Origin of the sequence: Bacillus sp. FSL R9-9530 (assembly GCF_038008145.1) — a bacterium.
Classification (GTDB): Bacteria; Bacillota; Bacilli; order Bacillales; family Bacillaceae_G; genus Bacillus_A; species Bacillus_A mycoides.
In genome coordinates this window covers 2,926,812-2,941,226 of sequence record NZ_JBBOYO010000001.1, presented here as the reverse complement: position 1 = coordinate 2,941,226, position 14,415 = coordinate 2,926,812, and the positions used below count along the sequence as shown (strand labels likewise).

The following is a 14,415-nucleotide window of genomic DNA, read 5'->3' as shown; positions in this document are numbered from 1 at the left end:
ACATTGGAGGTCTTTATGAATAGAGATAAAAATTTACCATTAACGGAAACAACGTATTACGTTCTTTTAGCTTTATTAGAGCCAGCACACGGATATTTAATTATGCAAAAGGTGGAGGAACTTAGTAATCATCAAGTGAAAATCGCAGCGGGTACATTGTATGGTGCGGTTGAAAATTTATTAAAACAAGGGTTAATAGAATCGGTAAAAAGTGAAGATAAACGAAGAAAAGTGTATGTCATTACTGAACGCGGGAAAGAAGTATTACATTTAGACTTTATGAGAATGCAGCACATTATTGAGGTTACAAAAGGTTTATTACACGTATAGTTAGGGGGAAACGATGATGTGGAGATTGAAATTCTTTTTAGACTTTGAGAAAGAGGAAAAATGGTTAGAAGAGATGGCTTGGAAAGGCTATCAACTAAAAAGTAATACATTCGGTTATAAATTTAAAATCGCAAAACCGGAAGATGCGACAATTAAAATAGATCATAGAATATTTAATAGAAGAAAAGATTTTATTAATTACTGTACATTATTTGAAGATAGTGGCTGGAAGCATATAGCCGGTAATTGGTGGTCAGGCACGCAATATTTTAAAAAGGTAGATGAGGAAAGTGAAGATGACATTTTTTCAGATCAAATGTCACGAGCAGGGAAGTACAAGCGTCTATCTAAGACATTTTTAGAATTGGCGATATGTTATTTGCCGCTGTTAATCCTATTTATGTTTAATAATACAATTGATCTAGGAGCGATTTTAAATCCGAAAGACTTATACTATACACCAGGATTATGGGATATGCACGGTGCAGCATTTGTAGGATCATTCTTATTTGAAACACCATTTGCATTAATGAGAGGCATTTCATGGTTGTTTATCCCAGCTGCGATTGGTATGTTTTTCTTTTTCTCATATAAAGCAAATCGATTGTATGAAGAGAGAAAATACTAAGAGGGCCCCCTTAAAGCTGATGCTTTGAGGGGGATTCTTTTGAATTTGTAAATGGTGTACTTGGTTGTGATTAACATTAATTCCCTTTATTGGTGTTTGAATGTGATGTGATTTTGATAATAATATTCCTTAGGAGGATGATTATCATTAATATACTTTTAGGTGTCATCACTGCTATTGTCCTCTTATTAATCGCTGCATGGACTACAAAAAGACCTAATACAGACGACCAGCATAAATAAACTATTGTATTTCTCAATGAACAAAACAACTTAACATGGTAAAATAATATTTGGATGGGAGTCCAATATATATTATTAAAATTAAGATGGTTCAAGTCAAAGAAAGGCACCTTAGGGTGCCTTTCTTTTTTCTAAATGAGAGTTTTGGTTTAAAGAAGATAAATTTTCAACGGATTATTGTCATGAATATATTGATAAAGTTCATCAATATATTTGTAGAAAGGAGGAATTCAAGTGAAGAGAGATGATAATAGGATTGGTCACTTTACATCTGAAAAAGGAAAGGAAGACTTTCAAATTACCTACGATGAATCAATGGCACTTCTTCCAAAACCTAACGATACGAAAGATATAAAAACTAAATACGGCACAATTCGTGCTTATTACTTTACTAAAGAGGAAAACAAACATAAGGAGCCAATACTCTTACTCCCTGGACGTGGTGCATCTACTCCAATGTGGGTACCCAATTTAGAAGGGCTAAGGGAGAAAAGGCCTGTTTACACGATAGATTTACTCGGTGAACCTGGAATGAGTGTGCAAACGAAGGTGATTGAAAACCAAAAACAACAAGCAGAATGGTTAAATGAAGTAATTGAAGGATTAAGTTTAGAAAAAGTGCATATCGTGGGTGTCTCCATTGGAGGTTGGACAACAATGAATTTGGCCAGATATAATCCAGAGCATATTGCTACGGCTAGTTTATTGGACCCAGTCTTTGTATTTGCGCAAATGCCCATAAAGATGATTCTTGCATCTATTCCAGCTGCCGTCCCTATTGTACCTAAGTTTATAAGACAAAAGATGTTAAGCTATGTATCTGGAGGAGCAGAAACAAATGACGATGAGCCTATCGCTAAGTTAATCGAGTCGGGTATGCGTAACTATAAACTTAAAACACCAGCACCGGATCTATTTAGTAAAGAAGACTTGAAAAATATCAATGTTCCAGTGCTTGCATTAATGGCTGAAAAAAGTACAATGCACAATTCCGTAAAAGCAGTTGAAACTGGGAAAAAATACGTTAAAGATATAGATATAGTTAACTGGAAAAATGCATCTCACGCAATCAATGGTGAGTTCTCTAACGAAGTTAATGCCAGAATCCTTGATTTTATAGAAAAACATTCTAATGATAACTAAGTTGAAAGTGGAAAATATGTTGTAATAACAACTTTATCTCTATATAGCTATTTAGGAGGATGTAGCTCATTTTTTGTTTTGGGGTATTTTAAAATCTTAGCTTGATGGCAATGTGGCGGTACCCAATTTAGAAGACTAGTATATGCTGCTAGTCTTTTTTTATTAATTTACAAAATGAAATAATAAAAAAGACACCCTAAGGTGCTTTCCTCCGACTTGATGAACACATTTTATGTAGTGAAGTATCATGTTAACTTTTTATGAATATGATGTACGTCCTGACTATTTATTGAATAAGTAGAGATAAACATACAAGAAAAGAAGCTCACTTTGCATTATATGTAATAAATATGATAAGTAAAAGGGGGTGGTTGTTTATGTCATCCAATTATAGAAAACACTTCAACCCTTGTAATATGCCTTGTGCATTTCCAGTTCCTATTCCAGGAGATCAAGGAATTACAGGACCAACGGGGGCAACTGGATTACAAGGGATCCCCGGAGCAACAGGAGCAACAGGAGCAACAGGAGCAACAGGAGCAACAGGAGCAACTGGGACAACAGGAGCAACTGGGACAACTGGGACAACAGGAGCAACTGGGACAACAGGGACAACAGGGACAACTGGGACAACTGGAGCAACAGGAGCAACAGGAGCAACAGGAGCAACAGGAGCAACTGGAGCAACAGGAGCAACAGGAGCAACTGGAGCAACTGGGACAACTGGAGCAACAGGAGCAACAGGAGCAACTGGGACAACAGGAGCAACAGGAGCAACTGGGACAACTGGAGCAACTGGGACAACTGGGGAAACAGGAGCAACAGGAGCAACTGGGGAAACAGGAGCAACTGGAACACTCTCAACTGCTAGTGCTAGTGCTAGTGTTATAACAATTACATCACAAACTCTTACTAATCTTGCTCTAGTCAATTTTAGCACTGGAGCTGTTATATTAAACAATGTTTTATTTGATGGAATTTCCACATTTACAATTCAAGTGCCTGGTATTTATTATTTTATTGGTGCACTAATGACTTCTGCAAATCAAGCAGGACCTGTTGGAGTAACTATATCTCTTAATAATCTTCCTCCAGGATTGGATGGAGTAAATTATGGAACTGCAGCAGGCCAAGAAGTTGTTGCTTTTGGATTTCTTCAAGTCGTTGCTGGGGATACAATTACTCTTAATAATGTTAGTGGGCAGTCAATTACGATAGGAGGTAATACAGGTAGTAATCAACCAGCCGCTCGATTGTCTTTTTTCAAAATCTCATAAGACTTAATTTTGTATAGGTTTAGAGATACATTGACTGCTGATAATGAGAATTATGTAAATGAGCTGTCCATATGGGCAGCTTATTTTATTTTTTGTTTAGCCTGGTTTTTTTCGGAAATGCTGGCGGTACCCCATTGCCATCAAGCTAAGATTTTAAAGTACCCCCTAAATGGAATTTTTTTATAGCACCGAAGTTCATTTTTATGATTTTTGGGGAAGAATGTGCTTCTTAACTTGATACCGCAAAAAAACAAACAGGAATGACTATTAAGTCATTCCTGTTCCTTAAAGAAACCTTCTATGGTACTAGTAACTTCCTTGAATGCTTCACCTTGGACACTAGAAATTGATAATCCTCCAATTATATTTTTCCACTGTGAATTTACACTATCCCAGTTATCATCCCAGTTTTCAGTAATATGCTTATAAGCTTTAAAAGGTTTATCACGACTTGGTGAAACATATTTTAAAGCATCTATCAACTCTACAAACTCCAAAACACTTCAGGCCCTTCTTTTAGAATTGGAGTTACCTCTTCGTTTCGAGATAAAACTTCCATTTAGGTGGTGCTATTAAATTTAAAAAGCTAAAACAAGCATAACCCCGTTCTAAATTTAGGACGGGGTTAAAATATAGTTGTTTAATTTCCGATATAAGATACTTCACTGTACTCAAAAATATAACAATAAAGTCGATTGATAATCTAAGGTTTATTCAGCAATAGCGCCCGATTGCGGAAGACCAAGAAAATGATTATGATTGCTGCTTATAGCTTGTTGAACTAACGCACACGTTACTTTAAGTGAATTGATTCACAATCTTACTGGGAATTTACCTAAAAAAGCTGAATTAACTTAATAAAAAAAAGGACTCCCTTTTGGGAATCCAATTCATTCAGTGTCACTTTGGTTAAAGTCTAATCTTCTCGGTTCGCAACACTGTCATTAGCCTCATCGGCACCTTCGCCGACTTTGTTACCCATCGCTCCTCCTGCAACAGCTCCTGCAACGGTACCAAGTGGACCAAGAACAGAACCCAAAGCAGCTCCAGCGACAGCACCGACACCAGTTCCTACCGCTTCGCCAGTATCATTATCAACACGGTTACGTTCGTTTTTATCAGCCATTCATCTCACTCCTTATTTAGAATAGGCAAGTGCATTCCAGCACAATACCTTACATATTTTGACCTATAAGGACAGATTTATGCGAAGTGTTAGAATCCTGAGGATTTAGCAAACCGGCGCTTTACATAGCGATGATCTTGTTCTATGTAATTATTGAAATGTTTGATTGTAGAATGAGTAGTACTTTTATAAAAGTCATTCACCTTTAATTTTTTGAGTGAACAAAGTAAAGAAAGGGCCTTATCTGTTGTCAGAACCGTTGGTTCTCCAAAAGTTTGAACGAGTCGTTTCATAAAAGCATACGCAGATTGTGTATTCCGTTTCTTAAGTTGATGGGCATATGGCGATATCCTTTAATCGTAATCAGCATTATGATAATCGTTATTTAAGCTGGGCACTCTTCCATGGGGACGATATTCTATGTGAAAGGTATTATGTTATTACTTGTACTGAGGCTCTTCATGTTCAATTTGTTGAAGACGAGGATTTAAAGATTCAATAATTTCTTGAGTTTGTTGTGCTGCACCTTTATATAATTGTTTTGCTTGCTTGTTATCAGTATCAAGAACAAATCCTTCTAGGCATGCTTGAGCACTCTTTAATCCAGCGATAGTTTGTTTAAGTTTAGTACTTACTGTCATGTAGTATTCCTCCTTGTAAATGTACTTCAAAATATAGAATGCCTATTTTGTTATCATAGTACGATTTCCAATTTTAGGGATATGTGAATGAGAAATTTTATAGTTAATCATTCAAAGGAGAATTTTTTAGCTAATAGATGTATGGAATAGTTTTGTCCCAATAACAAAAACTAACAGAAATAAAACGATAATATATAAAGGAGATTAAATATGCTGAAAAAGATAGGAAGAATTTTCCGAGTATTCCTCTTTTTATTTATCGGTGGATGTTTAGTTCTGTTTGTTTGGGGGGAAATTGACAGAACAATAGCCGAAAAAAATGGGATATTTAGCCAGAATTCTAGTCAATACCCTATGCGTCAAAGTGATATTACTATGTATACAGATGGGAAACAGTTAAACAATCAATTATTCTCAGATATAGAGAAAGCAAAGCATTACGTGCATATTAACTTTTTTTCTATTGCTGATGATAAAGTAAGTCATCAGTTTCTAGAGCTATTGCGGAAAAAAAGTCAGGAAGGTGTAGAAGTATACTATGCAGTGGACAGGTTAGGTGGAATTTTACTAAAGAAAAAGGAAAGAGAATTATTAGTTAAAAAAGGAGTTCATTTTACATATTACAATAAACCTGTTTTCCCTTATCTTTTTTCTTCTTTGGATCATCGGAATCATCGTCGTATTTCAGTTATTGATGGAAAGGTTGGTTACATTGGCGGATTCAACATCGGAAAGAAGTATTTGGGGGAAAAAGAAAAACTTGGTTATTGGAGAGATTATCATCTTCAAATACGAGGAGAAGGAGTTCAAGATTTAGAACACCAATTTGTATTAGACTGGAATAAAAACTCAGAGAAACCGATTCCGATACACAATGCGGTAAAGGAAAAGGGAGCAACCTCGCAACGATTTACTGCATATTATAGTGGAAAAAAACTTGGGCAAGATTATGCAATGTTGTTTCAACAAGCAAAAGAATCCATCATTATATTAACACCTTATTTTATACCAAAAGACAGAACTATTTGGAACGCATTAGTAGATGCAAGAAAGAGGGGAGTCCGTGTCAAAATTCTATTCTCACCTCATTCGGATGCACTATTAGTTAAAGAAGCAGCATATCCATATATCCGAAAAGCATTAAAACAGGGGATGGAAGTATATGGTTATAAAAATGGGGTGTTACACGGTAAAGTATTTTTGATTGATGAAAAAGTATTGATGGTTGGGACCGTGAATTTTGATTCACGCTCGTTTCATTTAAATGAAGAAATGAACTGTTATATTCATGACCCTATCTATATTTCGAGAATAAAACCAGTGATTAATGCAGACTTACAAAATTCAAAGCAAGTAACATCCTCTGATGTAAATCAATTATCTATAAAAGAAAAAATGAAAGAAAAGGTTGCAAAAATGTTTGAGTATTATTTGTAAAGACAAAGTATTTTTATATTAGGGATAGTTTCACATTGCCATCAAGATAAGAAATGCAAATACCCCATATCCATCAAGCTAACAAGGACGAGTTACTCCAAAACGATAAAAACGATCAACATGCATCAAAAAAACCACGCTAAGCAAAAATACAATAAGCTGTCCATATGGACAGCTCATTTACATAATTACCGTTATCAGAAGTAAAATTTAACTCGAAAATAGCTAATTTTATCAGTTGTTGAATGTCTGAAGAAAATCAAACCAATGATATTGTTGAGATCCTTTGGCAATTTCTTGCTGTGATGACTATCATGGTGACTTTTTCTCCAGCAACAACTATTAGTAGCTAATTACCATAAGGACTTATTTTTGAAATTTGCTATTTTTTAGAAAGTATGTTAATTTAAGAAAGACCTATTTTTGTTCGGTTTGAGATTAAGAATAAATTTTGTTTTTTGTCTAAGGTATTTGAGCAAGGGTAGTAACATATGTGTGGGTATCCACACTAGGAGGCAACAATTATGGAACAAGGTAAAGTAAAATGGTTTAATGCAGAAAAAGGTTTTGGATTCATCGAGCGTGAAGGTGGAGAAGACGTATTCGTACATTTCTCAGCTATCCAAATCGACGGTTTCAAATCTTTAGACGAAGGACAAAGTGTAACATTTGAAGTAGAAAAAGGACAACGTGGCCTACAAGCTACTAATGTTCAAAAAGCTTAATATTAGCTGATGAAAGACCCTCTTGCAGGGTCTTTTTTTTATTTTTTTTACAATATTCCGAATACAACTTTTTTAAGGGGATTTGGGGTGCTTAACTTTTAATGAAAAAGAAGATGTTAGAAATCATAGTTTTAGCATAATGGGCTTTTTCTTTTAGTTATCTTGCAATTATATTAGGAATACCAAAAAACGGATTATATATAGTCGTAGGATTTTCAATCTTATTTGTTGGTGGAATTTTGATTGTGCATCTATTTTAAAATAAGAATAAAAATGGAAAAAAATTTTGTTTGATTGTATATCTCATACACGTCTAGTTAACATAACGTCTCATTATCAGTAGCAAGAATAAGGAGGAACCCTAATCTCATAAGTAAATCTCCTTTTTTTGTTCTATGGATCTATGCATTTTTTTATACATTCCTATCCTGGCATGGTTTTTAGGTTACTGGATTAGCAGAAAAACTGTATAAAATCTTGCATACTCTTAGCCTGGTTTTTTTCCGAAATGCTGGCGGTACCCCATCGCTATCAAGCTAAAAAAATAGGTCACCCCCAAAACGCAAAAAACGAGCTGAATTCACATAAATAACTGTAGAGAGAGAAAAATTTCGTTATGGGGGTACTTTAAAATCTTAGCTTGATAGACATGCGATAAGACCCCCAATTAAATATAAAAAAGAGCACTGATTTTTAGTTCTCTTTTTGTAAGCATTAAATAATGAAATTTGAATACGCTTATTCTTTAGAATAGCGAATAATTATTAATTAGCCCCCTCTAGTTGTTGAACGTAATGAGCAAATTCTAAAGGCTGTTGCTTTTTTAAATAATAATCTTCTGCTACTCAATATCTATTTTGGTATTTCTTTAATCGCTCTTCCAAATCCCCTATGTATGTATCACGATGAAGTACACGCTCGTATCTTATATCCCTAGGACAATCTAAGAATACTGCGTAATCATGAAATGTTTTCCATTCTTCCCTCAAAAGAAAAATGCCTTCAATGATTACAATACTTTTAGGTGTTATCTTTATCGTTCTCTGTGTAAATGTATCTTTTTCCTTGTTGTAAAATGGCAAAGATAGATACTTTTCATTTTGATACAATTTGTCGTATAAGTGTTCTTTTAGATAATTAGTATCCCATTGTAACTGATAATATTCAAACCATTCATCGTGCCCTGTATTATACCTCTTAGCTTTCTCAACAATATGATCATCTATATGGATAATTACTATATTATCTAAGATATTTTTTAGTTGATGTACTAGTGTCGTTTTCCTAGCACCACTTAAACCATCTATCGCAAGAACAAAGGACCTATCTACATAATGCTTTTTATACTTTTCTTTTATTTGTTGCTTTAAACATTCCCATTTATCCATTCAATTCATTATCCTTTCTGCCTTTTTTAAACTAAGACAACTTAATTTCCCTTTCACCATATATTCTTATGACAAAATGCTATAGAAAGCTTAAGAATTCTTAAGAACTTTTTCCCCTTTTTCTTAAGATTTGGATGCTAGTGTATGATTATGAATTCAAACCTGTGAGGAGTTAAGTATGAAAATAGTTAACTTTCTTATTTCATGTATATAATGAACTAGAAATCAGTTGTTGCAGCCCTTTCAAATTCAAGGTTTATTGGAGACGAAATAATTGAAGAAAGTAAGATAGAAATGTCTCCCCTGCTTATGTCTTTAGTTGTTCAATACGAGAAAAAATATGGAGGAATAATATGGATTCAAGAATTCTTATTGTTGATGATGATAAAGAGATTAGAAATCTTATCTCTGTTTACTTGGAAAATGAAGGACTGAAAACTCAAAAGACAGAAGATGCTATGGAAGCTTTACAACTGTTAGAAGAAAAGGAGTTTGATCTTATTATTTTAGATATTATGATGCCAGATATGGATGGTATTGAAGCTTGCATGAAGATTAGAGAAGACCGCAATATGCCTATCATTATGCTATCTGCAAAATCAGAGGATATAGACAAAATTCAGGGTCTAGCCTCTGGTGCCGACGATTATTTATCAAAACCGTTTAACCCATTGGAATTAATCGCTAGGGTAAAATCCCAATTAAGAAGGTTTAAAAAATACAATACGTCAATAGATCATAATAAAAGTATCCTAGAAATTGGTGATTTAGCCGTGAATACAGATACACGTCAAGTATGGGTAAGGGGAAAGGAAACAAGGCTAACTCCAAAAGAGTTTGATATACTCGAACTACTTGCCCGTAACAAAGGGATTGTCCTGAGTGTAGCAAAAATATATGAAGCAGTTTGGAAAGATGCTTTTTATAAATCGGATAATACCGTCATGGTGCATATTACAAAAATAAGAGACAAAATTGAAGAGGATTCTAAACATCCTATTTATATTAAAACTGTTTGGGGAATTGGATATAAAATATGAAGAATGTTAGTTTTAGAAATAAGATCATTATAAAACTTCTTGGTGCTGTTGCAGTTAGTTTTTTTATTTCATTTGGTTTAACAATCCTCATTTTGGTATACGTCATAGATCCATTTTTTGTAAAATACGAAGAATTTGGTATGTTTGAATTCAATTTGGCATTGTTGTTCTTATTCGCGTTCGCAATCTTTAACTTTATAATAATTTTCTTGATATTGGTTCGAAAGAAAATAGTATATTTGAAGCTCATTTCGGATAATGTAAATGATATTGCAAATGGAAGACTAGGTTTGACAATTGGGATTAAGGGGAAGGACGAATTGACCCAACTTGCTCAAAATATCAACTATATGTCCAAGGAATTGGAAAATACATTTGAACAAGAAAGACGATTAGAACGTACAAAAAATGAACTTATAACCAATGTATCTCATGACTTACGCACACCGTTAACATCTATTATTGGCTATATAGATTTATTAAAAAGAGGGCAATACAACAGTAAAACACAATTACAGGAATACCTTGAAACCACTTATTCAAAGTCACAGAGACTGAAATGTTTAATTGATGAGCTGTTTGAATATACTCGTTTATCAGGCATAGATGCTAAGTTAAACTTTAATGAAGTTGATTTATCAGGTTTGTTGGAGCAAATAGTTGGAGAATACATTCCCATATTTGAAAAGGAAAGTTTAATCGTTCAAAAATCAATAACGGAAGAAACAATACCTATTTTCATGGATGTAGAAAAAATGGTACGTGTATATGAAAATCTGTTTATGAATGCGATAAAGTACAGCATGAAACCATCCGAATTATCCGTATGTCTTGAACTAATAGGTAACAAAGCAATTTTGAAAGTATCAAATAAAGTCGAGAAGCCGCCTGTTAGCGAACCAAATAAATTGTTTGAAAGATTTTTCAGGGGTGATAAGGCAAGAAAAGGTGATCAAGGAAATGGACTGGGACTTGCTATCTCAAAAAGAATTGTTGAACTTCATCAAGGTAATATATATGCAGAATATAAAGAAGGTTGGATATCCTTTATTGTTGAACATCCAATCAAATAGATTGGCTTATGGAATTACAGGTTCCATAAGCTTTTTTTTATAAAACTTAAGAATTCTTAAGGATTCTTCAGGGTGTTTCCTAATTTTTATAGTTTATCATGTATGTATTCAAAGCGATGAGGTGAGTGGAGAAATTAAAATAAAATTTTCTTTACAGCTTTCAATTGGATACATCGTGACAGCCTTATGGAAAAGGTAGATGCAACATGACTATTTTGTTAGTAGCAAATATGAATAGCAGCTTATTTTAAAGAAATGAAAAAACAAACATAGGAGGATATATATGATAAAACCAGTTGTAGATGTAAAAAACATTCAAAAATTGTACGGTAAAAAAGGTGAGAATCAATCGCATGCGTTAAAAGGTGTATCATTCTCAATTCAAGAGGGGGAGTTTGTCGGTATTATGGGGCCATCTGGTTCTGGTAAAACAACATTATTAAATGTAATTTCAACGTTAGATAAAGCGACAGGCGGCGTTGTTGAAATTGCAGGAACGGATATTACGAAAATGAAGCAAGGTGAGCTTTCTGATTTCCGTTCGCAAAAATTAGGATTCATTTTCCAAGACTTTAACTTATTAGAGAATTTATCTATTTACGAAAATATTGCACTTCCACTTTCACTTCAAGGTGTCCCATCACGAAATATTGGACAGAAAGTAGAAAAGGTAGCTGATATGTTAGGGATCTCAGCAATCCTTCAAAAGTATCCATCTGAAGTATCTGGTGGACAAAAGCAGCGTTCAGCAGCAGCTCGTGCGTTAGTGCATGAGCCAGCAATTATTTTAGGGGATGAGCCAACAGGAGCGCTTGATTCTAAAAATGCAACAAGTTTACTGGATGCGATGACAAACTTAAATAAAGAACAAGGTGTATCTATCATGATGGTTACGCATGATCCGTACAGTGCAAGTTACTGTCAGCGTATTTTATTCATTCAAGATGGTGAGCTATATAAAGAAATTTATCGCGGTGGTACACGTGAAGAGTTCTATAAAGAAATTTTAGACGTGCTTGCAAACATTGGCACACAAAAAGCGTAAGGAAGGAAGTTCAATCATGCTATTTAAGCTTTCCATGTCAGGCCTAAAAAGTAAGTTCCAAGATTACATTGTCTTACTTGTTGGCCTTATTGTCTCTATTTCAACTTTTTATATGTTTCAAACGCTAGCATCCAATAAAACGTTCCTTGAATCTAACTCTTCTATTAGGGATATTGTGTCTGTATTTAAAATTGGTTCCTTTTTGTTAGCGGTTATCACATTTTTCTATATTTTATATGCAAACTCTTTCTTATCAGCTCTTCGCCAAAAAGAATTTGGTATGTATATGATGTTAGGAGCAAAAAAGCATAAAGTTACCTTACTTATGTTTATCGAAACAATCATATTAGGTGCCACATCTCTTTTGATTGGAATTACAATTGGTGTAGGACTTGCAGAAGGTATCGGTCAGTTATTAATGAAACAACTCGAGTTTGCTGGTGAAGGTTATAAAGCATTTTATCTGCCATCTATGACTATTACTTGTGCCTTCTTCTTTGCACTATTTGTATTATCAGCAATTATGAATAGTATTAAATTATCGCGTATTTCTGTATTACAACTTGTACATGCAGATGCACAAACAGAACGTGTCGCCGTAAAAGGAAAAATGACAGTTGTAGTTGCATTCCTTGGTATTCTTTTATTAGGTATTGGTTATGCATCACTGATTTATATTTCTCATGCAAATTCGCTAATTGTTTTGGGATTAATGGCCCTTGGATTAATCACAGCAACCGTTGGTACTTACCTTATATTTGGATCACTTCTCCCAGTTATGATAAACAAGTTAAAGAGTAATAAAAAACGTAGTGAAAAGGGCCTCAATGCTTTTACTTTTGCACAATTAAATTTCCGCATTAATGGTCTAACAAATGTGCTTGCAACAGTAGCAATCTTAGTGGCTCTTGGTGCTGGTGGAATTGCTTGTGGTATGGCATTTAAAAACAACATCCTAAAAATGACAGATCAAATGCGAATTTACGATTCAGTCATTCATAATCCAACAGCGGAAGAAAAGAAAATTTTGGGTGGTATCTTATTTCAAGAAAAACTTGAATATCATTACAAAGTTGATGATAGGTATGTTTATTATCTTAAAGAAGATTTAGAAAAAAATCGCCCTTTCTTGCAAGGTATGAAAATAGAAAAAGTTTCAGAGAGATTACCCATTGGTGCATTTTCAATAAAATGGGTTAAAGGAGAGACCGACACAAAACAATGGATCCAGGCTTTCAGAACGATCCAGCCAAATTATTTATATCCTGATTATGAAATGAAAATTGTAGATCAAAACATATACGATGGGTTGAAGGGTAAAGAAAGTACTGTGTTTATGGGGAAAACAGATGATTTTGGATCATACATAAAAGAATGGAAAAAACTTGATGAATTACAGATATCAAAATATAAAAATGTGAAGGCGGAAGAATTGGATAGTAAGTATCAAGCGTATATTGTGAGTCATGATTTTTCCAGCGGACTAATGTTTATGGGTTTTTTCGTTGGGGTTGCATTTTTAGCAATGATGGCAAGCTGCTTAATGTTTAAAATTCTATCCGGTGCATCCAAAGATAGTACACGTTATCAAATGCTTCGTAAAATCGGTGTTCGCCGGGAGTTATTAATAAAATCGATTTATAAGGAGTTATTCTTTATATTTTTAGTCCCAGCAATTGTGGGTATTGTTCACGTATTAATTGGTATGAACATGTTCAGCGTTCTTTTGGCTGATCCGTACTTTCGTATTTGGCTACCAATTATTATTTTCGTAGTGATTTACTCGATTTACTATTTGATTACAGTTCAATTGTACAAAGGAATTGTACTTCCGAAAGAAAATTAATGTAATGATATTATTTATACGGAATATCAACATAATCTGCCCCCATTTATTGAACATTCTAAATGGATTTGGAAATAATAAATGGGGTACCACCACATGCCCATCAATCTAATATTTTGAAGTGCACCAAAAAAAATTCCATCTCACTTTTTTGTTTTATAGATGAGAGCTGTGTAGCAATGATTTAGGTATCTACAAATCAAGAGTTTTTAACTATTCTCTCTATAGCGATGTTTTGCCATAGTATAATAAGATTCAGGATTTTGAGAAATGACAGAAATAAAAATTTCTTATATAAAAATGTAAAAATCCACAATATTTAATTTAGTTGTTATGATAATTCATATATCCTCTTAGCACCCTTAACTTGCTGGCGATGGGGTACCGCCAGCATTTTGGAAAAAACCCACGCTAAGAGCATGCAAGGTTTTATACAGCTTTGCGGCTAATCCAGTAACAAATGAAAAACTTATA

Annotated in this window: 14 protein-coding genes and 1 pseudogene; 10 read left to right on the top strand and 5 right to left on the bottom strand. The window is 34.1% G+C overall.

Annotation, left to right across the window (positions count from 1 at the left end; all coding sequences use genetic code 11):
- The first annotated feature begins 15 nt into the window (after positions 1-15).
- From MKX66_RS14805 to MKX66_RS14790, 4 genes are all read left to right on the top strand, one after another.
- Complete coding sequence (locus MKX66_RS14805; protein ID WP_001078065.1) at positions 16-330, top strand: PadR family transcriptional regulator; 315 nt, start codon at positions 16-18, stop codon at positions 328-330.
- 16 nt (positions 331-346) lie between these two features.
- Entirely contained in the window at positions 347-958 is a 612-nt protein-coding gene (locus MKX66_RS14800) for a DUF2812 domain-containing protein (RefSeq protein WP_341086514.1), read from the top strand.
- A 476-nt stretch (positions 959-1,434) separates the two neighbouring features.
- Complete coding sequence (locus MKX66_RS14795) at positions 1,435-2,343, top strand: alpha/beta fold hydrolase (RefSeq protein ID WP_215590844.1); 909 nt, start codon at positions 1,435-1,437, stop codon at positions 2,341-2,343.
- Between the two features lie 377 nt (positions 2,344-2,720).
- Entirely contained in the window at positions 2,721-3,620 is a 900-nt protein-coding gene (locus MKX66_RS14790; protein WP_341086513.1) for a collagen-like protein, read from the top strand.
- A 272-nt stretch (positions 3,621-3,892) separates the two neighbouring features.
- On the opposite strand, the gene MKX66_RS14785 is transcribed toward MKX66_RS14790, so the two are convergent.
- The 4 genes and pseudogenes from MKX66_RS14785 to MKX66_RS14770 all read right to left on the bottom strand — a co-directional run bounded on the left by MKX66_RS14785 (position 3,893) and on the right by MKX66_RS14770 (position 5,387).
- Positions 3,893-4,117: a hypothetical protein gene (locus MKX66_RS14785; RefSeq protein WP_002035172.1), complete on the bottom strand. Its 225-nt coding sequence runs from the start codon at positions 4,115-4,117 to the stop codon at positions 3,893-3,895.
- A gap of 419 nt (positions 4,118-4,536) precedes the next feature.
- Positions 4,537-4,746, bottom strand: a complete 210-nt coding sequence (locus MKX66_RS14780; protein ID WP_000764047.1) for a glycine zipper domain-containing protein — start codon at positions 4,744-4,746, stop codon at positions 4,537-4,539.
- Positions 4,747-4,838: 92 nt separating this feature from the next.
- Positions 4,839-5,072 (bottom strand): annotated as a pseudogene (locus MKX66_RS14775) (DDE-type integrase/transposase/recombinase); the annotation flags it as partial.
- A 114-nt stretch (positions 5,073-5,186) separates the two neighbouring features.
- The gene (locus tag MKX66_RS14770; protein ID WP_000218933.1) at positions 5,187-5,387 is read right to left on the bottom strand and encodes a DUF1657 domain-containing protein; all 201 of its coding nucleotides are present in this window, start codon (positions 5,385-5,387) and stop codon (positions 5,187-5,189) included.
- Between the two features lie 210 nt (positions 5,388-5,597).
- Here MKX66_RS14770 and MKX66_RS14765 point away from each other — a divergent pair, with 210 nt between their 5' ends.
- Together MKX66_RS14765 and MKX66_RS14760 are read left to right on the top strand one after the other, a co-directional pair.
- A complete protein-coding gene (locus tag MKX66_RS14765; RefSeq protein WP_341086511.1) occupies positions 5,598-6,824 on the top strand; it encodes a phospholipase D-like domain-containing protein in 1,227 nt (408 codons plus the stop codon).
- A 524-nt stretch (positions 6,825-7,348) separates the two neighbouring features.
- The gene (locus MKX66_RS14760; protein WP_060750964.1) at positions 7,349-7,549 is read left to right on the top strand and encodes a cold-shock protein; all 201 of its coding nucleotides are present in this window, start codon (positions 7,349-7,351) and stop codon (positions 7,547-7,549) included.
- A gap of 845 nt (positions 7,550-8,394) precedes the next feature.
- Here the strand turns inward: MKX66_RS14760 and MKX66_RS14755 are convergent.
- On the bottom strand, positions 8,395-8,937 hold the full coding sequence (locus MKX66_RS14755) for a uridine kinase (RefSeq protein WP_215590847.1): 543 nt from the start codon (positions 8,935-8,937) through the stop codon (positions 8,395-8,397).
- 353 nt (positions 8,938-9,290) lie between these two features.
- Here MKX66_RS14755 and MKX66_RS14750 point away from each other — a divergent pair, with 353 nt between their 5' ends.
- The 4 genes from MKX66_RS14750 to MKX66_RS14735 all read left to right on the top strand — a co-directional run bounded on the left by MKX66_RS14750 (position 9,291) and on the right by MKX66_RS14735 (position 13,941).
- A complete protein-coding gene (locus tag MKX66_RS14750; RefSeq protein ID WP_215590848.1) occupies positions 9,291-9,977 on the top strand; it encodes a response regulator transcription factor in 687 nt (228 codons plus the stop codon).
- Positions 9,974-11,050, top strand: coding sequence for a sensor histidine kinase (locus tag MKX66_RS14745; RefSeq protein ID WP_341086510.1), 1,077 nt, complete (start codon positions 9,974-9,976; stop codon positions 11,048-11,050). Before MKX66_RS14750 ends, MKX66_RS14745 begins: the two co-directional genes overlap by 4 nt.
- 283 nt (positions 11,051-11,333) lie before the next feature.
- Complete coding sequence (locus tag MKX66_RS14740; protein ID WP_097890028.1) at positions 11,334-12,095, top strand: ABC transporter ATP-binding protein; 762 nt, start codon at positions 11,334-11,336, stop codon at positions 12,093-12,095.
- Positions 12,096-12,111: 16 nt separating this feature from the next.
- Positions 12,112-13,941, top strand: a complete 1,830-nt coding sequence (locus MKX66_RS14735; protein ID WP_215590850.1) for an FtsX-like permease family protein — start codon at positions 12,112-12,114, stop codon at positions 13,939-13,941.
- Positions 13,942-14,415: the final 474 nt, after the last annotated feature.